Below are 20,793 nucleotides of genomic sequence, written 5' to 3'. Positions count from 1 at the left end.
GTGATGAAAGCCGAGCCCGCTCTCCTGAGTCCCCCCTCCCCTTGCGGGAGGGGGGTAGGGGGAGGGGGTTCTCTCGGTTTGCGCGGGTGTCCCAGGCCATTCGCGCGCGGACGCGCGCAGACCCCTCCCCCTACCCCCCTCCCGCAAGGGGAGGGGGGACAAGGAAAAAGGGGCCAACCATGAAGCGCTTCACCGCCGTCGTCCCGGCCGGGCGCTTCGACCCGGCTGCCGTCTCCGACCGCGTGGTCCTCGACTTCGACTCCCGGCACCGCCGCCGCATCGTGCTGTATGGCGAGGCCGGGACCGTGGTCCTGCTCGACCTGTCCGCGGCCGTCCATCTGCGCCACGGCGACGGCCTGGTGGCCGAGGATGACAGTATCGTCCTGGTCGCGGCGGCGCCGGAGAGCCTGGTCGAGATCCAGGCCGACAGCCAGGCCGAGTTGATCCGCATCGCCTGGCACCTCGGCAATCGCCACCTGCCGACCCAGCTGCTGCCGGACGCGCTGCGCATCCGCGCCGACCATGTGATCGAGGAGATGGTGCGCGGCCTCGGCGGCACGGTCATCGCGATCGAGGCGCCGTTCGACCCGGAGGGCGGCGCCTACGGTCATGGCGCCGTGCAGGGGCATTCCCATGGCTGACGGCGCGCTGTACCGGCTGATGGCCTGGCTGTCGCCATCCTACCCGGTCGGCGCTTTCAGCCATTCCAGCGGCCTGGAATGGGCGGTCGAAATGGGCTGGGTGGTCGACCGGGCGGGGCTCGTGGCCTGGATCGAGGATGCGCTGGCGCATGGTGCCGGCTGGAACGACGCCGTGCTGTTCACCCACGCCCACCGCGCCGCCATGGCCGGGGACGACGACCGGCTGGCCGAGATCGCCGACCTCGCCACCGCCCTGGCCGCCTCGCGCGAGCGCCAGGTCGAGACCATGGCCCAGGGTACCGCCTTCCTGACCATCTCGCGGTCCAGCTGGCCGGCGCCCGGGCTGGAGCGGCTGGCCGCGCGCATCGGCGAGACCGTGGCCTATCCGGTCGCGGTCGCCGCCTGCGCCGCCGGCCACGGCATCGCGCTGGCGCCGTCGCTCACCGCCTTCCTGCACGCGCTGGCCGCCAATCTGGTGTCGGCGGCGCAGCGGCTGGTGCCGCTGGGCCAGACCGACGGCCAGCGCGCCATCGCCGCGCTGATGCCGGCGGTCGAGGCCGCCGGCGCGCGGGCGCTGGCCCTGCCGGACGGCGATCCGTTCCGCCACTGCGGCGGCCTTGCTGTCGCCTCCGACATCGCATCGATGCAGCACGAGACCCAGTACACGAGGTTGTTCCGCACATGACCCGCACCCAGAACGGCCCGCTCCGCGTCGGCATCGGCGGCCCCGTCGGCTCCGGCAAGACGGCGCTGATGGACGCCCTCTGCAAGGCGTTCCGCGACCGCTACGACATCGCCGCCATCACCAACGACATCTACACCAAGGAGGATGCGGAGTTCCTGAACCGAGCGGGGTCGCTGTCCACCGACCGCATCATCGGGGTCGAGACCGGCGGCTGCCCGCACACCGCGATCCGCGAGGACGCCTCGATCAACCTGGCGGCGGTGGCGGAGATGCGGCGCCGCTTCCCCGGCCTCGACCTGGTGCTGATCGAATCCGGCGGCGACAACCTGGCCGCCACCTTCAGCCCGGAGCTGGCGGACCTCACCATCTACGTCATCGACGTCTCGGCCGGCGACAAGATCCCGCGCAAGGGCGGCCCGGGCATCACCCGGTCCGACCTCTTGGTGATCAACAAGACCGACCTGGCGCCGCTGGTCGGCGCCTCGCTCGAGGTGATGGACCGGGACTCCCGCAAGATGCGCGGCGAACGGCCCTTCGTCTTCGCCCGGGTGCGCAGCGGCGACGGGGTGGCGGACATCGCCAGCTTCATCGAGACGGCGGGCGGGCTGGTTCCGCGCGCGTAAGCAGGATCAGCGCGTGACCTCTCCCACCCGAGAGACCTTTTCAGAAATCCAACATCGTCATTGCGAGCGCAGCGAAGCAATCCATCGGGCCGCTCGTGCGGGCCCATGGATTGCTTCGTCGGCTTCGCCTCCTCGCAATGACGGTTTGGGGAAGGCATTCCGAGATGCCTCGCCAAGCGGAGAGGTGAAGCGACCGTCTATCGGATAATCGGCTTCAGCGCCTGCAGCCAGACCAGGACGGCGGCGGCGCCGGCGTCCGGCACGCCGATGGCGCGGTCGCCGAGATAGCTGGCGCGGCCCAGCCGCGGCCGCATCCGCGCCGTGGCGTCGGTGCCGGCCATCGCCGCCGCGACGCAGGCGGTCCAGGCCTCGGCCGGGGACTTGCCCGCAGCCACCGCGGCGGCGAAGGCCTCGGTGGCCGGGTGCAGCGCATCCAGCATGGTGCGGTCGCCCGGCTTGGCGCCGCCGAGATCGGCAATGGCCTGCACCGCCGTGGTGAAGGCTTCGCCCCAGGCGGCGGGGGTGGGTGTCGCAACGCCGGACAGGCGCCGCGATGCGCGCAGCAGGGCGGTGGCGTAGAACGGGCCGGAGCTGCCGCCGATCGCCCGGCGCAGCGCGTCGCCGACGGATTTCAGGGCGATCGCCGGCGTCGCCCAGGCGGTGCCGGGCAGGGCGCGGATCGCCTCGGCCGCGCGGACCATGCTGGCGCCGAGGTCGCCGTCGCCGGCCCGGGAATCCAGGTCGGTCAGATGCGGCTCGGCCTTCTCGAACGCGCCCGCCACCGCCAGCCCGGCGGCCTTCAGCGCGTCGGCGAGGGGTGAGGGTATCACCACGACCTCGGCGGTCGGTGCCGGGACCGGCGCCGCGATCCGGCGCTTCGGCCCGATCCGGCCGCCGCCCGGCCAGGCCGGGGCGCTCGCAGCCGCGTCCAGCAGGGCCAGCCGCGCATCGTCGAGCCTGAGCAGGCTGAGCGAGCAGCCCGGCATGTCCAGCGCGGTCAGGAAGTTGCCGGCCCAGGCCCGCTCCACCACGATGCCGCGGGCCGCGAGGTCGGCCAAGGCGGCGCGGGCGACGATCGACAGCTCCAACGGCGGGGTGGCGCCCAGGCCGTTGACCAGCAGCGCCAACCGGTCGCCGCGGCCGAGGCTGCGGTCCGACACGATGGCGTCCAGCATCTCGGCCACCAGCGTGTCGGCCGGCTGCATCGGCCCGCGCCGCACCCCGGCCTCGCCATGGATGCCCAGGCCCAGCTCGATCTCGTTGTCGCCCAGGGTGAAGCCAGGCTTGCCGGCGGTCGGCACGGTGCAGGCGCCCAGCGCCACGCCCATGCTGCCGAGGTCGGCGGCGGCGGCGCGGGCGATCTCGGCGACCTCGGCCAGGGGCTTGCCGGCCGCGATGGCGGCGCCGGCCAGCTTGTGGATCAGCACGGTGCCGGCGATGCCGCGGCGGCGCGCCACCTCGACCGTGTCGCGCAGCGCCACGTCGTCGGCCACCACCACGATCTCGACCGGGATGCCCTCGTCATGCGCCAGCTCCGCCGCCAAGCCGAAGTTCAGCCGGTCGCCGGTGTAGTTCTTGACCACCAGCACCGCCCCGGCCGGGCCGGCGGCGGCGCGGATGCCGGCCAGCACGGCGTCGGTGCTGGGCGAGGTGAAGACGTCGCCGGCGACGGCGGCGGTCAGCATGCCGGGGCCGACATAGCCGGCATGGGCCGGCTCATGCCCGCTGCCGCCGCCGGACAGCAGGGCGACGGGCCGCGAGGCCGGCACCGGCAGCTCGGCGCGGACCACCACGGCCTCCTCCTCCAGCAGGGCCAGGCCGGGATGCAGGTCGACGAACCCCTCCAGCATCTCGCGGAGGACATGGCGTGGATTGTTGATGAGCTTCTTCATGTCAAAGCCCCTTGCGGCATCGGGTGGGTCGAAATCAGCCGAATCTAAACCAACGGTGGATCAGCCCTGGTTGCGTTCCCAGACCTTGGCCAGCGCCGGGTCGGCGCGCAGCGTTCCGGCGATGGCGGCCAGCTTCGGGCATTCGGCGCTGAACCATTCGGCGCGCGGACGCCAGCCGTTCATCACCGCGATATAGACGTCGATGGCCGACCGGGTGTCGCCCAGGAACCAGGGCGCGCCGGTCACCGCCTCCATCTGCCGCCACAGCATCTTGCGGTGCGCGTCGGTCGAGGCCCGCAGCTCGGCCTTGGCGGCGTCGCCGGAGACCCAGCGGCCGGGGTCGTCGCCGAAGGTCCAGGTCGGGTACAGCGCGGCGACGATGAACACCAGGCGGCGCAGGAACACGGCCCGGCCCGGATGGCCCGGCGGCGGGGCCAGCCCGGCCTCCGGCGCCACATCGGCCAGATGCAGGGTGATCGCCGCGCTCTCGGTCATGACAGTGCCGTCGGGCAGCACCAGGACCGGCACCTGGGTCAGCGGATTGAGGCGCTGCAGCAGCTCGCGGTCGGTCGGGCTTTCCCAGACATCGACCGACTTGACCGCATAGGGCACGCCGGCGATCGCCAGCATGATCTCGCTGAGCGCGGAGCCGGTGCCCGGCGTGGCGTAGAGCGTGTACATCGTTTCCATCCCTTCGTCGCGGCCCCAGCACTCCTAACACGGCGGGACGGGTCGCGACATCGGCGAGAGCGGTGCGCAGGAACAGGGTTGCCGTCACCCCCGCCGCCTTGCTCAAATGCCGTCAAGAAACTGTAACATTGGAGGCTTTGGATGGCGCGATACGGTTCGGTCTCGGCCCTCACCCTGCTGGCGCTGGCCCTTCCGGCGGCGGCAGGCTCGGCCCAGGCGCAGCAGGGCCCGGGGCAGAACGACAACCTGAACGCGGTGCTGTGGGACCAGACCTCGGTCGAATTCCAGGCCAATGCGCTCGGAGCCTACGCGCTGGCCCGGATCCGGCTGGACGAGGCGCTGACCGACGCGTCGCGCACCGCGGCGCCGGCCGAACAGACCGGCGACTTCAAGACCTTCCCGCCGGCCGTCGTGCTCGACGTCGACGACACCGTGCTGAACACCTCGCCCTACCAGGCCCGCAACGTGGCGGAAGGCAGCGGCTTCGATCCGAAGACCTGGACCCAGTACGTCAAGGCCAAGATCGACACCCCGATTCCCGGCGCGGTCGAATTCACCCAATACGCCGCGTCGAAGGGGGTGAAGGTGTTCTACGTCACCAACCGCACCAAGGAGGAGGAGGGGCCGACGGTCGAGCACATGAAGGCGCTGGGCTTCCCGATGGGCGACAATGTCGACACCTTCCTCAGCGCCAAGGAGCAGCCGGACTGGACCTCGGCCAAGAGCACGCGCCGCGCCTTCATCGCCAAGGACTACCGGATCCTGCTGCTGCTCGGTGACAATTTCGGCGACTTCACCGACGCCTACAAGGGCACGGTGGCGGAGCGGCAGGCGGCGTTCGAGGCGGCCAAGGACCATTGGGGCCGCGACTGGATCGCCATCGCCAACCCGACCTATGGCTCGTTCGAATCGGCGCCGTACAAGGGCGACTACAAGCTGCCGGCGGAGGAGCAGCGCAAGCTGAAGATCGAGGCGCTGCAGCCCTGGAACGGGCAGTAGCACCGCCGCCGGGGCCGCGGTGGGTCAGGGCCTGTTTGAGAATGCGCTGGTGTGAGTCGGCTGGTGGTGGTGGTGTCGAGAACCGGCGCGCAGCGGACGTTTGAGTCCGTGAGCACCGGAAGCTTCGAGTCCGCCATCAGGCGGCCGCACCAGTAGCATTATCAGACAGGTCCTCAGAAGCCGCGGCCCTGGAACGGGTGGCCCGTCACCAGTGACACCAGGTGCGCCAGCATCAGGATCACCACCAGCGCCGCCACCATCATCACCGGGATCACTGGGAACAGGCGCACCTCGCCCGGCGGCGGCTTGCGCCAGTCGAGCACCACCATGGCCGCGACCACCGCCAGGGCCGCGGCGAGGATGATGATGGTGGTGGTCAGGTCGAACATCTCAGCCTCTGCGACGCGCAGGCCCTGCGGTAGCATCCGGGCGGGCGGAAATGGAAGCGCCGGTTGCTCCCTGCGAGCGAGACTCGACATGCGGGTTGCATCCGCGGCCGCGATTGCCGATATCGGCGCGGCGGATGCTGACGGGGTCGGGTGATGAAGCGCTTCTACAAGATCGTGACGGCGGTGCCGGCCGGGGACGGGTTCGGCGTCATGCTCGACGGCAAGCCGATCAAGAGCCCGGCCAAGGCCGCCTTCGTGCTGCCCAGCCGCGCTTTGGCCGAGGCGGTGGCGGCGGAGTGGGACGCGCAGGCCGAGGCGGTGGTGCCGTCCGCCATGCCGCTGATGCAGCTGGCCGCGACTGCGATCGACAAGGTGGCGCCGAACCGCGACCTGATCATCGACACCATCGCCCCCTATGGCGGCACCGACCTGCTGTGCTACCGGGCCGAGGCGCCGGCGGCGCTGGTCCAGCGCCAGCACGCGGTGTGGCAGCCGCTGCTCGACTGGGCGATGACGGCGCATGACGCGCCGCTGATCGTGACCGCGGGCATCGTCCACAAGACCCAGCCGGCGGCATCGCTGGCGGCGCTGCGCGCGGTGGTGGCGGCGCAGGACCACTGGCGGCTGACGGCGCTGCACCAGGCCACGGCGCTGACCGGGTCGCTGGTCATCGGCCTGGCGCTGCTGGCCGGCCGGATCGATGCCGACGCCGCCTTCGAGGCGGCGGAGCTGGATGCCAGCTTCCAGATCGAGCGCTGGGGCGAGGACGCCGAATCCACCGCCCGCCGGGCGGCGCTGCGGGACGAACTGCAGGCCGCGGCGCGGCTGGTCGACCTCGCCGCGCGCTGATTGTCAGTCCGCTGTATCGGTGTCGCCGGCTCGTGAGGCGGCCCGCCGCTCTTGCAGGGTGACTTCCCTCAGCCATCGTCGGGGATTTCCGCACATCCAGCAGGAGCACGCCGCAAGGTGATCGGCCAGCACGGCCGGACACTTCATCCCTGGATACAGCTTGCGGGCTTTGGCGACCAGACGCCGACGCTGGACGCGACGATAGGCGCGCCCCTTGTTCTTTCCCATGCCACTCGGTCCCGGCGCGGCCCCGCCCTATTGCGGGGCTAGCGTAGCGACCGGTCTGCAGACATAGGTTTCTCCAGCATGGAATGGCACGTGATCATAGCGGGTCCCGTGCCCATGTCGAATCCCTGCGGAGCGTGATCACCCCGCCTTCTTCAGCCGGGTCTCCACCAGCCGCGACCACAGCGTGGCGCCGACCGGCAGGATCTCGTCGTTGAAGTCGTAATGCGGGTTGTGCACCGGCACGCTGCCCAGGCCGTTGCCGATGAACAGGAAGGCGCCGGGCTTCTCCGCCAGCATGAAGGCGAAATCCTCCGACGCCATGACGATGGCGCCGTTGCTGTCGACCGCGTCGGCGCCCAGCGCCTCCGCCGCGGCCTCGGCCACCCAGGCCGTCTCGGTGTCATTGTTGATCACGGGGATCACCGTGATCCGCACATTGGGGTCGGCCCGGCCGCCGAAGGCGCTGGCGACGTCGCGGGCGACCGTCTCGATCCGGGCCTTCATCGCCTCCAGCACCGGCACCTTCAGCGCGCGGAAGGTGCCGCGCAGCACCGCCGTGTCCGGGATGATGTTGTAGGCGTCGCCGGCATGGATCTGGGTGACGCTGACCACCGCGGAGTCGAGGGCGGCGACGTTGCGGGCCACCACGCTCTGCAGGGCCGTGACCACATGGGCGGCGATCAGCACCGGGTCGATTCCGGTCTCGGGCAGCGCGCCATGGGCGCCGCGGCCGGAGATCTCGATGTCGAAGATGCCGCCGCCGGACATCGTCGGACCGGGCCGGACCATCACCCGGCCGGCATCCAGCGTGTGGAAGTTGTGCATGCCGAACACCGCCTCGCACGGGAACTGGTCGAACAGCCCGTCGGCGATCATCGCCTGGGCCCCGCCGCGGCCCTCCTCGGCCGGCTGGAAGATGAAATGCACGGTGCCTTCGAAGTTCCGGGTCGCCGCGAGGTAGCGGGCGGCGCCCAGCAGCATGGTGGTGTGGCCGTCATGGCCGCAGGCATGCATGGTGTTCGCGGTCTGCGACCGGTGGCCGAAGCCGTTCGCCTCCTGCATCGGCAGCGCGTCCATATCGGCGCGCAGCGCGATCGCCTTCGGGTTGTTGCCGACCCTGAGGGTGCCGACCACGCCGGTCTGGCCGATGCCGGTCGCGACCTCGCAGCCGAAACTGCGCAGCCGCTCCGCCACCAGGGCGCTGGTCCGGTGCTCCTCGAACCCCAGCTCGGGATGGGCGTGGATGTCCTGCCGCCATGCGGTCAGCTCGTCGGCGAAACCGGCGATCACGGGTTCGATCTTCATGGCGGGTCCTTCGCGGGAACGTCGGACGATATCAGGACCCAATGCCCACCGGGCTGGCAAGCCCCGATCTCGCCCAGCCTTGCGCCGCGTGCTATTGCAGGCGGATGACGCTTTGCGGACAGCCGCGGGGAGAGAATGCGCGAGATCCTTGAGGTGCTTGAGAAGAAGCGCGCGGCAGCGCGTCTCGGCGGTGGCGAAAAGCGCATCGCGGCCCAGCATGCCAAGGGCAAGCTGTCGGCGCGCGAGCGCATCGACGTCTTCCTCGATCCCGGCTCCTTCGAGGAATGGGACATGTTCGTCGAGCACCGCTCGCCGGATTTCGGCATGGCCGAGCAGAAGGTGCCGGGTGACGGCGTGGTCACCGGCTTTGGCACCGTCGACGGCAAGCTGGTCTTCATCTTCAGCCAGGACTTCACGGTGTTCGGCGGCTCGCTGTCCGAGGCGCATGCCGAGAAGATCTGCAAGGTCATGGACCAGGCGATGAAGGTCGGCGCCCCGGTGATCGGCCTGAACGATTCGGGCGGCGCCCGGATCCAGGAGGGCGTGGCCTCGCTCGGCGGCTATGCCGAGGTGTTCCAGCGCAACGTCCTGGCCTCCGGCGTGGTGCCGCAGATCTCGCTGATCATGGGCCCCTGCGCCGGCGGCGCGGTCTATTCCCCGGCCATGACCGACTTCATCTTCATGGTGAAGGACAGCTCCTACATGTTCGTCACCGGCCCGGACGTGGTGAAGACGGTGACGCATGAGGTGGTGACGGCCGAGGATCTCGGCGGCGCCATCACCCACACCACCAAATCCGGCGTCGCCGATTTGGCCTTCGAGGACGATGTCGAGGCGCTGCTGCGGCTGCGCGACTTCGTCGGCTTCCTGCCGTCGTCGAACCGCTCGCCGGCGCCGATCCGCCCGACCGACGACCCGGCCGACCGGCCGGAGATGTCGCTCGACACCCTGATCCCGGCCAACCCGAACAAGCCCTACGACATGAAGGAGCTGATCGGGAAGGTGGTGGACGAGGGCGATTTCTTCGAGCTGCAGCCCGCCTTCGCCGGCAACATCCTGATCGGGCTGGCCCGGATGCAGGGCCGCACCGTCGGCATCGTCGCCAACCAGCCGATGGTGCTGGCCGGGTGCCTGGACATCGATTCCAGCCGCAAGGCGGCGCGCTTCGTCCGCTTCTGCGACGCCTTCAACATCCCGATCGTCACCTTCGTCGACGTGCCGGGCTTCCTGCCGGGCACCAGCCAGGAATACGGCGGCATCATCAAGCACGGCGCCAAGCTGCTGTTCGCCTATGCCGAGGCGACGGTGCCGAAGGTCACGCTGATCACCCGCAAGGCCTATGGCGGGGCCTATGACGTGATGGCGTCCAAGCATCTGCGCGGCGACGTCAACTATGCCTGGCCGACGGCGGAGATCGCGGTGATGGGCCCGAAGGGCGCGGTCGAGATCATCTTCCGCGCCGACATCGGCGACGCCGAGAAGATCGCGGCGCGGACCGAGGAGTACCGCGAGAAATTCGCCAACCCCTTCGTCGCCGCGGCGCGCGGCTATGTCGACGACGTGATCATGCCGCACAACACCCGGCGGCGGATCTGCAAGGCGCTGGCGATGCTGGCCGGCAAGACGCTCGAGAATCCCTGGAAGAAGCACGACAACCTGCCGTTGTAGGCCGCCTTTATTCCGCCACGGCCGGATGGTGCTCTCCTTGTCGGGAGAGACCGATACCGAGACTGGAATGACGACGCGTTTTCGCGCCCTGACGACCCTTCTGGCCGGGGCGCTTCTGCTTGCCGGCTGTGCCACCGAGGCGGGGTTCCGCAAGGGGCTCGACCAGCTGATCGGCCAGCCGAAGGACCAGCTGGTCGTGCGCTACGGCCCGCCGATCTATGAGGGCACCACCGAGGACGGGCGGCGCTATGCCCAGTTCAACCTGTCCTGGGTCGAGACCGGCGGCGGCTACGTCAACAGCATTCCCCGCACCGAGACTGTCCGCGGCACCTATCGCGACGACGACGGCGACAAGCACCGCTACAAGGAAACGCGGACGGTCTATGACCAGCAATACGTGCCGCCCTACGCGATCGACCGGCGCTGCCTGACCACCTTCTACTTCAACCCCGCCAACCGGGTCGCCAACTACGCCTATGCCGGCGAGGGCTGCGTCGCCGTCGCGCCGGACTGATCACAGCAGCGGCCGCAGCGCCAGGTCGAGGCCGAGGGCGAGCAGCCCGAGGAAGAACCAGCGCCGGAACAGCTCCGGCCGCACCCTGAGCCGCAGCCACTGCCCGGCCGCCATGCCGAGCAGCGCGGGGGCCAGGGCCAGCAACGAGGTGCCGGCGGTGGCCAGCGGGAAGGCGCCGCCCTGGGCCAGCCCGGCCGCCAGCGCCAGGGTCGACACGGTGAAGGACAGGCCCAGCGCCTGGATCAAATCCTCCTTCTCCAGCCCCAGCGCCTGCAGATAGGGCACCGCCGGGATGACGAAGACCCCGGTGGCGCCGGTGACCAGGCCGGTGGCGGCGCCGACCAGCGGTGACAGCCAGCGCTCGGCCCGCGGTGGCACCGCGAAGCGCGGGCCGGCGAGGCCGATCAGGGCGTAGAGCACCAGCGCCGCGCCGAGGCCGATGGCGGCACGGCCGGCGAGGGCCCCGGTCAGCAGCCCGGCGCCGGCCCAGGTGCCCAGGCAGATCCCGGCCATCATCGCCCACAGCCGGCGCAGCAGCCCGCCGAAGCGCGGCCCGGCGAACAACTGCCACAGGTTGGTCACCAGCGACGGCACCACCAGCAGCGCCGCCGCCTGGGCCGGCGCCATGGCCAGGCCGAGCAGCCCCATCGCCACCGTCGGCAGGCCGAGCCCGAGCACGCCCTTGACGAAGCCGGCGAGCAGGAAGGTGAGGGCGATCGGCAGCAGAAAGATGAGGTCGGACATGGCAGGAACTTGCCCGCGCCCCGCCACAGCGACAATGTGGAAGGCCCGGAGCCAGCCTTCGGCTGAACCGAAGGCTGGTCCGCATTGGCGAGGGCCGCCCCGATGCGCTTCGACCTGACCGATCTGCGCCTGTTCCTGGAGGTTGCCGAGGCGGAAAGCATCACCGGCGGCGCCGCGCGGGCCAACCTGGCCCTGGCCTCGGCCAGCGCCCGCATCCGCGGCATGGAGGAGGCGGCGGGCACCGCGCTGCTGCAGCGCGGCCGGCGCGGCGTGACGCCGACCCCGGCCGGCCAGGCGGTGCTGCACCACGCCCGGCTGGTGCTGCAGCAGATGCAGCGGATGCGCGGCGAACTCGGCGACTACGCCCAGGGCCTCAAGGGCCATGTCCGCATCCTCGGCAACACCGCCGCCCTGACCGAATTCCTGCCCGAGCCGCTGGCCGAATGGCTGGCCGCCCATCCCCGCATCGATATCGACCTGGAGGAGCGGCCGAGCCACGCCATCGTCGAGGCGGTGGCCGCCGGGCTGGCCGATTTCGGCATCGTCGCCGATGCCGCCGATGGCGGCGGGGTCAGCCAGGGCGGGCTCGAAACCCTTCCGTTCCGGATCGACCGGCTGGTGCTGGCGGTGCCGCGCGGCCATCCGCTGGCCCGGCGGCGGCGCATCGCCTTCGCCGAGGTGCTGGACGAGGACTTCGTCGGGCTCGGACCCGGCAGCGCGCTGCAGGAGCATCTCGGCCGCCACGCCGCCCGGGCCGGGCGGGCGCTCAAGCTGCGGGTGCGGCTCGGTGGGTTCGACGCGGTGTGTCGGATGGTGGAGCAGGGGGTGGGGCTGGCGGTGGTGCCGGAGACCGCGGTCCGACGCTGCCGCCGCTCGATGGCGATCCGGGCGGTGTCGCTGTCCGACCCCTGGGCGCTGCGGCAGCTGACGGTCTGCGTCCGCCGCCTCGACGCGCTGCCGGCCCACGCAAGGCGGCTGGTCGAACACCTGGCCAAGGACGCGCCGCCGGCGCCGTGAGTCTGCGCCGCCACAAAGACATCAGGTTTCGAAGGCATTGGCGCCATATTGCGGCGCTATCCGGCATGAGGTCCATGGAACGGGGGGCATGCCGTGCGTCGAAGGAGGGTCGCAGCCATCCTGTCCTGCGTCGGCGTCGCGCTGGTCGCCGCCTGCGGAGGACCCGATCGCAAGGTCGACCGGCAATTGGCGGGCTATGTCGGAACGACGCGCGCCGCCGTCGAGGCCAGGTTCGGCACGCCCCTGACCGAAGAAACGGACGCCGCGGGCGCACGGCGGCTGACCTTCTACAGCAGCGGCTCCGTCCATGTTGACGGTGCCTATGAAAAGGTCGCGCAGCAGAGGCCTGTCGACTGCTCGTACGAACCGAGGCCGCCCTCCTGCCAGAGGGTCAAGGTCAAGGACGCGAAGGACTATTACCAGTCCACCGAGACGGAGACCTACTATGTCGACGGCGACTATATCCCGGCGCATGTCGCGGTGTGGTGGTGCAGCGTCGTCTTCACCCTGAACCGGGGCGGGACGGTCACTTCCTACGACTTCACCCGCTATTCCCCGGGCGAGAAGATCGATTGCAGCACCGTGCCCTGGCCGAAGCCGTGACATCACCCGGCGGCAGTGCCTCTACCGCTCCGGCAGCGGCAGCCTCTCGGTCTCGTCGGGGATCTCGCCGAAGCGGCCCTCGCGCCAGTCCTGCTTGGCCTGCTCGATGCGCTCGCGGCTGCGGGCGACGAAGTTCCACCACAGCCGGCGCGGGCCATCCAGCGGCTCGCCGCCGAACACCAGCAGGCGGGTCTCCTCCAGCGCCTCGACATCGACCGCCTCGCCCGGCCGCAGCACCAGCAGCCGCTGCGGCGCGAAATCGTCGCCGCCGATGCGGATGCTGCCGGAGATGACATAGACCGCCCGCTCCTCATGCTCCGGCGGCAGCGGCAGCACCGCGCCGGCCTGCAGCGCGGCGTCGAGGTACAGGGTCTCGGAGAAGGTCGCGACCGGCGACCGGGCGCCATAGGCCGACCCGACGATCAGCCGCACGGTCTTGCCGGCATCCTCGATCACCGGCAGGGCGTCGACGCCGTGATGGGCGAAGCTCGGCGCCACCTCCTCATACGGGGCGGGCAGGGCCACCCAGGTCTGCACCCCGAACAGGGTCGACCCGGTGGCGCGCGCGGCCGGCGGGGTGCGTTCGGAATGGGCGATGCCGCGCCCTGCGGTCATCCAGTTGACGTCGCCGGGGCGGATCAGCTGGCGGGTGCCCAGGCTGTCGCGATGGGTCTGCTCGCCGGCGAACAGGTAGGTCACGGTGGCCAGGCCGATATGCGGGTGCGGCGGCACGTCGATGCCGTCGCCGGCGCCGAACAGGGTCGGCCCGAACTCGTCGACGAAGACGAAGGGCCCGACCGACCGCTTCTGCATCGACGGCACGGCGCGCCGCACCTCGAAGCCGCCGATGTCGGCGGTGCGCGGGATCACCACGGTCTCGATCAGGGGGCCGGGCGTCTCGCCGGCAGTAGGGTCGGGGGTGGGTTGCCAGCTCATCGTCTCGAATCCCGGGCCACGAATCCTCCGGCGCGCCACCGGTCGCCATGGACGGGCGCCCGGTTCGACCGTACCCTTCGGCCCCGGCACAGCCAAGGGGGAGAGACGATGGCCGACACCACCCAGGACACCGCGGCCGGGGCCGCCGGCGAGACCACGATCTGGAAGATCCGCACCGCGCTGCGGGCCAGCGCCTATGGCTGGATCCTCGCCATCGTGCTGGCGGTGCTGCTCGGCCTGGTCGCGGGGCCGCTGGCCGCGGTGCCGATCGTGCTGGCGCTGGCCTGGACCGCCTGGCGTGCCCTGACCAGCTACGAGCTGACCAGCGAGCGGCTGATCATCCGCTCCGGCTTCCTGGTGCGGAAGCGCGAGGAGGTCGAGCTGTTCCGGGTGCGCGACTTCTCGATGTCGCGGCCGCTGCAATGGATGGTGCTGGGGCTGGGGACGGTCGGGCTGACCACGCGCGACCAGTCGGCGCCGAACATCATCATCGGGCCGATCGCCGGCGCCGACGCCAAGCTGGACGAGCTGCGCCGCGCCACCGTGGCGCGGCAGAACCGGGTGCGTTTCCGCGAGGTCGAGGTGTCCTCGGCCGGGGACGAGCAGCATGACGGCCATGGCGATCACGGCGGCCACGGCGCCGGGCCGCTGCCGGGGTAGGGAGGGTCATAGGGAGGCAAACTCCCTATCTGTCATGCCACGGCTTGACCGTGGCATCCAGGGGCGGCCAGAGCGGCTCTCGATGGCCCCTGGATTGCCCGGTCAAGCCGGGCAATGACAGAAAAGGGGAGATGCATCCTCAAGCTTACTCGTCGTTGAACGGCCCGATCATCAGCGGCTCGAGCTTGAACCAGTTGCCGAGCTGGCTGTAGGTCAGCTTCACCGGCTTCAGGTCCCAATAGACCTCGGACTTGGTCGGGCCGACGCACTTCATCTGGCCGGATTCGTCCTTCTCGCGTTTGCAGCCATCCTCGCTGTCGGCGTAGTAGATCCGGCCGTACAGACCGGCCTGGTTCTGCTCGACCGTGCCGAAGAAGGCATCGACATCGGCGTCGTTGTTCTCGCCGCCGAAGAACGCCTCCTCCGGCTTCACCACCGGCTCGTTGAAGCGCAGGTTGTAGTCGTAATAGCCGGTGTAGTTGCGGGCCTGCCCCTTGGCGTCGGTGAAGCTGCCCTCTTCCTCGACATAGCGGATCGAGCCGGTGACCTTGTCGGTGTAGGCCTGGTTGCCGATGGCATACTGGAAGCTGATGCCGTTGTTGTCGGTCAGCCAGTTGCCGAGCTCGTAGTCATAGTCGAGATTGCCCGTGACCCGGGCCTGCGGCAGGAAGGACAGCGGCCCGGCCGCCAGGGTCAGGCCCTGGAAGGACAGCGGGTCCGGGTTCTTGACCTGGATGGTCACGACCTTGCCGTTGACGGTGCGGGAATACAGCTTGTCCGCCGCCTTCGAGGCGCGGCTGATCTGCTCGCCCAGTTCCCACCACCGCGTCACCTCGCGGCCCTGGATGATGCCGCCGAACTTGCCGCTCGACTGCTGGCCCTTGACGATGTCGAGGCGCAGGTTGCCGGCCTCCGGCTGGTAGCGCCCGCCCTCGTCGATCGGCGTCTCGCCGCGCAGGATCGCCACTTCCTTGGCCACCTGGCTGGGGTTCTGCGGGTTGTTGACGTCCATCCTCAGGCTGTAGGTGATGGTGTCCTCCGGCTTGCGCTGGGCCGAGCCGGAATAGGCCATCAGGTCCGCCACCGTCAGAGTCTCGATGGTGTAGACGTCGAGGCCGTTGGTGTTGCGGACGCTGCGTGAATTGAAGTCGATGGTCATATGGCCGGTGACCTTGGCCCCGTCCGCCACCGTCTGCAGGCCGCGGTTGGTGCTCTGGGCCAGCGCCGGCGTGGCCGCGAGAATGGCGGCAACGGTCAAGGCGCTCGCGGTCATGCGTTGGTTCATGGTCTCCCCCTTGGAAATATCGACGGGTCGGGCTGTCTTCGCCGCCTCTGTTCTGGCACCACAGTATGGGGGGCGATCTCAGGGCATTTTGATGGCGAAGCGGGGACAGGGCGGCGACGAAACCACAAAAAGCGGGCTGACGGTCCGGCCGATGCGTCGTGACGCGGCCGAGATCGCGGCGGTGGTGGCGCTGGTCCGCGGCGCCTTCGCCGGCTATGTCGGCCGGCTCGACCCGCCGCCCAGCGCGGTGGGCGAGACGCCCGAGAGCATCGCCGAACTGCTGGGCCGCGAGCACGGGCTGGTGGCCGAGGCCGGGGACGGCATCGCCGTCGGCTGCCTGTTCCTGCAGCGGCGCGAGCGCGGCGACGTCTATGTCGGCCGGGTCGCGGTCACCGCCGGCCATCGCCGCAGCGGCGTCGGCCGGGCGCTGATGGCGGCGGCCGAGGCCGAGGCGCGGCGGCTGGGCGGCGTGCGGCTGACGCTCGGGGTGCGGCTGGCGCTCGACGGCAACCGCCGCTTCTTCGCGAGCCTCGGCTTCACCGAAGGCGCGCTGCACGCCCATCCCGGCTACGACAGGCCGACCTGGGTCGAGATGGCGAAGCCGCTCGGGTGAGGGGTGGCTGGTCCTCGGCTCAAGCGGGGCGGGTCTTCGTCAGCCGGCCGATGCGTTGAACACCGCCAGTTGGGCAGCGAAAGCCCGCTGGTAGGCGGGCCGCGCTTCGCCGCGGGCGACATAGGCGGAGATGTTGGGATACGCGTCCAGCAGATCCGATCCCCGCAACCGGAGCAGCACCGTCACCATCAGCAGGTCACCGGCGCTGAACCCGCCGTCGAGCCAGTCGGCATCGCCGAGCCGGCGGGAAAGGCCGTCCAACCGTTTCCGGATGCTGTCCTCGAGGGCGCGCAGGCGCTGCTCGTACCAGGGCTCGTCGCGCTCGAGGATCCTGGCGAGGGCGCGGTCGAAGACCGGCGGCTCCACCGTGTTGAGCGCCGCGAACATCCACGCGACCGCGCGCGCCCGGGCAGCAGCATCGTCCGGCAGCAGGCCCCCATGGCGCTCGGCGATGTGGAACACGATCGCCCCCGACTCGAACAGGGCGAGATCGCCGTCCTCGTAAGTCGGAATCTGCCCGAAAGGCTGCAGCGCGAGATGCGCGGGTTCCTTCATCGTCTTGAACGAAACCAGGCGAACCTCGTAGGGCAGGCCCGCTTCTTCCAGCGCCCAGCGAACCCGCATGTCACGCGCCAGCCCATTGCCGCGATCGGGAGAGCGTTCAAAGGCGGTGATCGTGATCGTCATGGGTGTCCTCCACAGCGTGTCTGCCTGGAAGACGATCGGCCAGACGCAGGCCCGACACCCATGCTCGAGATAATTCTCCCGGTCCGTGCAAATCCAGCCGACAGGATGCAGCAGGCGAAACGATGCCGGCGCGGCCTTCGGCAGGTTCAGGCGACCGCCGGGATTGACATCCGAGCGTCCGCCTGGGGACTTGGCGAGCTACGCGAATCGAAGATCCTGCGCGCCTCGTCGACCTCGCCGAGATGTTCGAGCGTCCAAGCGTAAAGCGCTTTGAACGGGTGTTGGAGCGAACGCCCGAGTGGGGTGATCTCATACTCCACCGCCACCGGCGAGACGGGGATCACGCGGCGCAATACCAGTCCGTTGCGCTCGAGCCGTCGCAGGCACTGCGTGAGCGCCTTTTGCGTCACCCCCTCGAGCTGGCGCTTGATCGCATTGAAGCGCATCGGCCCGGGGTCGAGCACCGTCAGGACCATCACCGACCATTTGTCGGCGATCTGATCGAACAGCAGGCGGCTGGGACAGTCGACCGCAAAACGCTGACGCTCACCGGACATGGTTTCCTCGACTATACCTAGGCGACTCAAGGTGCGTAATTGACGCTAAGTTTACGATGTATACCTATCCGGCTCCGACGACAACGGAGCTGCTTTGCATGTCTACCTCCTCCCCCGATGTCCTGTTCCGGCCCTTCAAGCTGGGGTCGCTCGCGTTGCCGAACCGGATCGTCATGGCGCCGATGACGCGCTCATTCGCCCCCGGCGGCGTGCCCGGCCCAGCCAATGCTGCCTATTATCGCCGGCGCGCCGAAGGCGGCGTCGGCCTCATCCTGTCCGAAGGGACGGTGGTCGATCGCCCGGCATCGCGAAACGACCCCGGCATTCCCTTCTTCCATGGCGAAGCTGCCCTTGCCGGTTGGCGGGGCGTGATCGACGCAGTGCATGACGCCGGCGGCCGGATGGGCCCGCAGCTGTGGCACACCGGCGCGGTCAAGAGCTTCCTCGCGGACTGGACGGCCGACGCCCCGGTCGAGAGCCCATCCGGCCTCGATGCGCCCGGCGTGGAACGCGGCGTCGCGATGAGCGATGCGGCGATCGCCGACACGATTGCAGCCTTTGCGAAGGCGGCGGCCGAGGCCAAGCGGCTCGGCTTCGACACGATCGAACTGCACGGCGCCCATGGCTATCTGATCGACCAGTTCTTCTGGGCGGGCACCAACCGCCGCGCGGACCGCTATGGCGGTGCCACCATAGGCGAGCGGTCGCGCTTCGCCGCCGAGGTCATTGGGGCGGTTCGCGCCGCGGTCGGGCCCGACTTTCCGATCATCATCCGGCTCAGCCAGTGGAAGCAGCAGGATTTCACCGCCCGCCTGGCGGAAACGCCTGATGAGATGGCGGCCTGGCTCCGGCCCCTGGTCGAGGCTGGCGCCGATGCGCTGCACTGCTCGCAGCGCCGTTTCTGGGAGCCGGAATTCCCTGAGGTCGACGGCGAACACGGCCTCAACTTCGCGGGATGGGCAAAGAAGCTGACAGGGGCTGCGACAATCAGCGTGGGCTCGGTCGGCCTGTCTGGAGACTTCATGGCCGCCTTTGGCGGAGAGGGTGCGACGAAGGCAGGCCTGGACCGGCTGGTCGCACGGATGGAGCGCGACGAGTTCGACCTGATCGCAGTCGGGCGGGCGCTCCTCAGCGATCCGCAATGGGCGGCGAAGGTGCGCAAGGGCAACTCGGACGCCCTGCACGGCTTCGAGGCTTCCGCGATGGCCGAACTCGTCTGACGGGCTCCGCCAGCAGCGCGACAATACCACCGCCGGTCGTCGAACCGGCGGTGGTGAATGGTCCAGGATCATGGTCAATCCAGATTGACGCCGCTTTGCGCGACGTCCGCTTGCGAGGGGCCGGCCCAATGTCGCCTTATTGAATTGCGGTGTGAATTACGGTGACAGTGCACGAATTGGTTGGCGACCAGACCTTACTTCATGGCGGGCAATGATAGAGCTCGCTAAAAGTGCACTGTCACCGTAATGGCCCACCGTAGTGGCTGCCTGTTTCTGCAGCGGCGCAAGCGCGGCGACATCTATGTCGGCCGGGTGGCGGTGGCCGGCGCGCATTGCTGCGGCGGCGTTGGCCGGGCGCTGATGGCGGCAGCCGAGGATGAGGCGCGGCTGGGCGGGGCGCGGCTGACGCTCGGCGTCCGCTTGGCGCTGGATGGCAACCGCCGCTTCTTCCGCTCGCTCGGCTTCACCGATGGCGCACTGCATGCTCATCCGGGCTATGACCGGCCGACCTGGGTGGAGATGACGAAGGCGATCGGGTGAGGCCCGGCACGCGGTAGCGCTCTCGCAGTTGGCTGTCCCAGGACCATTCCGGGGTTCCGGCTTGCGAATACCTCGAAGGACGTATGGCCATCCGGAAAGGGGAGGCTGAGTCGGATATCGGGCGGACGGCCCGTGCGAAGGCTCTCCCATTGGGCCAGTCGCGATCATCCGGGCAATGAGTCATGGTCCGGTGGTCCGCCGCTAATATTCCCTGCCGAACATTGTCGGACGATCGCGCGCTCCGGATGGAGGCATCCCGCCGCGCGGCATTGGATCAAGCCGGTTGCACCCGGACCGGGCGCCGGAGAGACGGATTCGTAGCGCGAAAGATCCGGGAAGCCGGCGAGGAGGTCGGGTGAACTCTCTGGCCAACGAGGTGACGTGGCGCCATGGCGGGCTGATCGATGCCCGGGGCGCCGTCCGTTGCGCCGCCGCGGCGCTGCTGGCATGCGCTGTGGCCGGCTGCTCGACCTTGGACGATCTGGGCATCGGCTGGGGCAAGTCGACCCAAGCCGATGCGCCGGCCGCATCTGTCTCCACCGTCCTGGCCCCGCCACCCGGACCCGCGGTCGCGGTGCCCGCCGTTATGGTTGCCACCGTGACGCCGGAAGGGTCCGGCACCGCCGGCGTCACGGCGGACGACGATCCGGCCGCGCAGGTTCCGCTGCCGGACGGCGCCTCGGCCGAGCTGCGCGAGCTGGTTCGGAGGGCTGAGGCCGGCGATGCGCTCGCCGAATATGGGCTGGGCTCCCGCTTCGCAAACGGCACGGAACTGCCGCAAAGCCCGGAACGCGCCGCGTATTGGTACCGCCGCGCCGCCGACCGGGGCAATCCCGACGCGCTTTATGCCCTGGGCGTTGCCTACCGCGACGGCATCGGCGTAACGGCCGACGCGCGGGAGGCGATGACCTGGTTCCGCAAGGCGAGCCTCGCCGGCAGGCCGCACGGCGCGTATGAGGTCGGTCGTCTCTATGAGGTCGGTCAGCTCGGGCCGCCCAATCCGCGCATCGCCGCCGGCTGGTACCGGATCGCTGCCAATGGCGGTGACGAACCGGCCAAGGAGGCGCTGGCGAAACTGCAGGCGGCCCCGGGCGCCGGTGCGCCGACGGTGTCCGCTCAGACCAGCCGGGCCCCGTCCAGCCCGAATCGGAGTGTCGCCAGCCGCGCGACGCCGCCGAGGGCCGCAGCGCCATCGAATGTGCCCGCCGTGCAGTCCGCAGCGATACCCGAGCAGCCGGCGACGGAGGCTGAGATCAGGGAGATCCAGCAACTGCTGACGAGCCTGAACCTCGATCCGGGCCAAACCGATGGCCGGCTACGGCCCAAGACCCAGCTCGCCATCGCCACCTTCCAGCGGAGCCAGGGACTGCCGGTCACGGGCCAGCCCTCAGCTGAGGTGCTGGAGGCGCTCCGCTCCGCCACCGTGGTGCCTCGCTTCGATTGACGGG

The 20,793-nt window shown here is 70.0% G+C and carries 23 protein-coding genes; 14 read left to right on the top strand and 9 right to left on the bottom strand.

The genetic code is table 11. The features are described 5' to 3' along the window. The first annotated feature begins 179 nt into the window (after positions 1–179). The 3 genes from AB4112_RS17475 to ureG are packed head-to-tail and all read left to right on the top strand — an operon-like array spanning position 180 to position 1,949. Positions 180–641, top strand: a complete 462-nt coding sequence (locus AB4112_RS17475) for an urease accessory protein UreE (protein WP_441721440.1) — start codon at positions 180–182, stop codon at positions 639–641. Beyond that, complete coding sequence (locus AB4112_RS17470) at positions 634–1,326, top strand: urease accessory protein UreF (RefSeq protein ID WP_441721437.1); 693 nt, start codon at positions 634–636, stop codon at positions 1,324–1,326. Before AB4112_RS17475 ends, AB4112_RS17470 begins: the two co-directional genes overlap by 8 nt. Continuing rightward, positions 1,323–1,949 carry an urease accessory protein UreG gene (ureG, locus tag AB4112_RS17465; protein WP_441721434.1) on the top strand — a complete coding sequence of 209 codons (627 nt, stop codon included), beginning with the start codon at positions 1,323–1,325 and terminating at the stop codon, positions 1,947–1,949. The genes AB4112_RS17470 and ureG overlap by 4 nt, the downstream gene beginning before the upstream one ends. Positions 1,950–2,146: 197 nt before the next feature. On the opposite strand, the gene AB4112_RS17460 is transcribed toward ureG, so the two are convergent. Then, positions 2,147–3,841 carry a dihydroxyacetone kinase family protein gene (locus AB4112_RS17460; RefSeq protein WP_441721431.1) on the bottom strand — a complete coding sequence of 565 codons (1,695 nt, stop codon included), beginning with the start codon at positions 3,839–3,841 and terminating at the stop codon, positions 2,147–2,149. Positions 3,842–3,901: 60 nt separating this feature from the next. Continuing rightward, positions 3,902–4,522 carry a glutathione S-transferase family protein gene (locus AB4112_RS17455; protein ID WP_441721428.1) on the bottom strand — a complete coding sequence of 207 codons (621 nt, stop codon included), beginning with the start codon at positions 4,520–4,522 and terminating at the stop codon, positions 3,902–3,904. 150 nt (positions 4,523–4,672) lie between these two features. Here AB4112_RS17455 and AB4112_RS17450 point away from each other — a divergent pair, with 150 nt between their 5' ends. Continuing rightward, complete coding sequence (locus tag AB4112_RS17450; protein WP_441721425.1) at positions 4,673–5,530, top strand: 5'-nucleotidase, lipoprotein e(P4) family; 858 nt, start codon at positions 4,673–4,675, stop codon at positions 5,528–5,530. Positions 5,531–5,703: 173 nt separating this feature from the next. Here AB4112_RS17450 and AB4112_RS17445 read toward each other — a convergent pair whose 3' ends face one another. After that, positions 5,704–5,919: a hypothetical protein gene (locus AB4112_RS17445; RefSeq protein WP_309791780.1), complete on the bottom strand. Its 216-nt coding sequence runs from the start codon at positions 5,917–5,919 to the stop codon at positions 5,704–5,706. Positions 5,920–6,072: 153 nt separating this feature from the next. On the opposite strand from AB4112_RS17445, the gene AB4112_RS17440 reads away from it, so the two are divergent. Continuing rightward, the gene (locus AB4112_RS17440) at positions 6,073–6,768 is read left to right on the top strand and encodes an ATP12 family chaperone protein (RefSeq protein ID WP_441721422.1); all 696 of its coding nucleotides are present in this window, start codon (positions 6,073–6,075) and stop codon (positions 6,766–6,768) included. Positions 6,769–7,134: 366 nt separating this feature from the next. On the opposite strand, the gene AB4112_RS17435 is transcribed toward AB4112_RS17440, so the two are convergent. After that, positions 7,135–8,301 carry a M20 aminoacylase family protein gene (locus AB4112_RS17435; RefSeq protein WP_441721420.1) on the bottom strand — a complete coding sequence of 389 codons (1,167 nt, stop codon included), beginning with the start codon at positions 8,299–8,301 and terminating at the stop codon, positions 7,135–7,137. A gap of 135 nt (positions 8,302–8,436) precedes the next feature. Here AB4112_RS17435 and AB4112_RS17430 point away from each other — a divergent pair, with 135 nt between their 5' ends. Further along, entirely contained in the window at positions 8,437–9,969 is a 1,533-nt protein-coding gene (locus AB4112_RS17430; RefSeq protein WP_309791783.1) for an acyl-CoA carboxylase subunit beta, read from the top strand. Positions 9,970–10,036: 67 nt separating this feature from the next. After that, complete coding sequence (locus tag AB4112_RS17425) at positions 10,037–10,483, top strand: hypothetical protein (RefSeq protein WP_441721418.1); 447 nt, start codon at positions 10,037–10,039, stop codon at positions 10,481–10,483. Here AB4112_RS17425 and AB4112_RS17420 read toward each other — a convergent pair whose 3' ends face one another. After that, the gene (locus AB4112_RS17420) at positions 10,484–11,227 is read right to left on the bottom strand and encodes a sulfite exporter TauE/SafE family protein (protein WP_441721417.1); all 744 of its coding nucleotides are present in this window, start codon (positions 11,225–11,227) and stop codon (positions 10,484–10,486) included. It lies immediately after the preceding gene. Positions 11,228–11,329: 102 nt separating this feature from the next. Here AB4112_RS17420 and AB4112_RS17415 point away from each other — a divergent pair, with 102 nt between their 5' ends. Then, positions 11,330–12,244: a LysR substrate-binding domain-containing protein gene (locus tag AB4112_RS17415; RefSeq protein WP_441721415.1), complete on the top strand. Its 915-nt coding sequence runs from the start codon at positions 11,330–11,332 to the stop codon at positions 12,242–12,244. A 93-nt stretch (positions 12,245–12,337) separates the two neighbouring features. Next, positions 12,338–12,847, top strand: coding sequence for a hypothetical protein (locus AB4112_RS17410; RefSeq protein WP_441721412.1), 510 nt, complete (start codon positions 12,338–12,340; stop codon positions 12,845–12,847). A 21-nt stretch (positions 12,848–12,868) separates the two neighbouring features. Here AB4112_RS17410 and AB4112_RS17405 read toward each other — a convergent pair whose 3' ends face one another. Then, the gene (locus AB4112_RS17405) at positions 12,869–13,783 is read right to left on the bottom strand and encodes a pirin family protein (protein ID WP_441721409.1); all 915 of its coding nucleotides are present in this window, start codon (positions 13,781–13,783) and stop codon (positions 12,869–12,871) included. Positions 13,784–13,891: 108 nt separating this feature from the next. Here AB4112_RS17405 and AB4112_RS17400 point away from each other — a divergent pair, with 108 nt between their 5' ends. Continuing rightward, positions 13,892–14,443 carry a PH domain-containing protein gene (locus AB4112_RS17400; protein ID WP_441721406.1) on the top strand — a complete coding sequence of 184 codons (552 nt, stop codon included), beginning with the start codon at positions 13,892–13,894 and terminating at the stop codon, positions 14,441–14,443. 145 nt (positions 14,444–14,588) lie between these two features. Here AB4112_RS17400 and AB4112_RS17395 read toward each other — a convergent pair whose 3' ends face one another. Further along, the gene (locus AB4112_RS17395) at positions 14,589–15,728 is read right to left on the bottom strand and encodes a hypothetical protein (RefSeq protein ID WP_441721404.1); all 1,140 of its coding nucleotides are present in this window, start codon (positions 15,726–15,728) and stop codon (positions 14,589–14,591) included. Positions 15,729–15,879: 151 nt separating this feature from the next. Here AB4112_RS17395 and AB4112_RS17390 point away from each other — a divergent pair, with 151 nt between their 5' ends. Beyond that, complete coding sequence (locus AB4112_RS17390) at positions 15,880–16,341, top strand: GNAT family N-acetyltransferase (RefSeq protein ID WP_441721402.1); 462 nt, start codon at positions 15,880–15,882, stop codon at positions 16,339–16,341. Positions 16,342–16,380: 39 nt separating this feature from the next. On the opposite strand, the gene AB4112_RS17385 is transcribed toward AB4112_RS17390, so the two are convergent. Together AB4112_RS17385 and AB4112_RS17380 are read right to left on the bottom strand one after the other, a co-directional pair. Next, positions 16,381–17,028, bottom strand: coding sequence for a glutathione S-transferase family protein (locus tag AB4112_RS17385; RefSeq protein WP_441721399.1), 648 nt, complete (start codon positions 17,026–17,028; stop codon positions 16,381–16,383). Positions 17,029–17,174: 146 nt separating this feature from the next. Beyond that, positions 17,175–17,585 (bottom strand): winged helix-turn-helix transcriptional regulator, encoded by a 411-nt coding sequence (locus AB4112_RS17380; protein ID WP_309791796.1) that lies wholly within the window; start codon positions 17,583–17,585, stop codon positions 17,175–17,177. A 56-nt stretch (positions 17,586–17,641) separates the two neighbouring features. Here AB4112_RS17380 and AB4112_RS17375 point away from each other — a divergent pair, with 56 nt between their 5' ends. The 3 genes from AB4112_RS17375 (at position 17,642) to AB4112_RS17365 (ending at position 20,789) form a co-directional block, all read left to right on the top strand. Then, the gene (locus tag AB4112_RS17375) at positions 17,642–18,805 is read left to right on the top strand and encodes an NADH:flavin oxidoreductase (protein WP_441721395.1); all 1,164 of its coding nucleotides are present in this window, start codon (positions 17,642–17,644) and stop codon (positions 18,803–18,805) included. A 246-nt stretch (positions 18,806–19,051) separates the two neighbouring features. Next, a complete protein-coding gene (locus AB4112_RS17370; RefSeq protein ID WP_441721392.1) occupies positions 19,052–19,345 on the top strand; it encodes a GNAT family N-acetyltransferase in 294 nt (97 codons plus the stop codon). A 355-nt stretch (positions 19,346–19,700) separates the two neighbouring features. Continuing rightward, the gene (locus tag AB4112_RS17365) at positions 19,701–20,789 is read left to right on the top strand and encodes a peptidoglycan-binding protein (RefSeq protein ID WP_441721389.1); all 1,089 of its coding nucleotides are present in this window, start codon (positions 19,701–19,703) and stop codon (positions 20,787–20,789) included. Positions 20,790–20,793 lie beyond the last annotated feature (4 nt).

The sequence above is a fragment of the Inquilinus sp. 2KB_23 genome, from assembly GCF_052115705.1.
GTDB classification, from domain to species: domain Bacteria; phylum Pseudomonadota; class Alphaproteobacteria; order DSM-16000; family Inquilinaceae; genus Inquilinus; species Inquilinus ginsengisoli_A.
The sequence above is the reverse complement of the archived record's forward strand: the minus strand, read 5'-3'. Positions and strand labels throughout refer to the sequence as shown.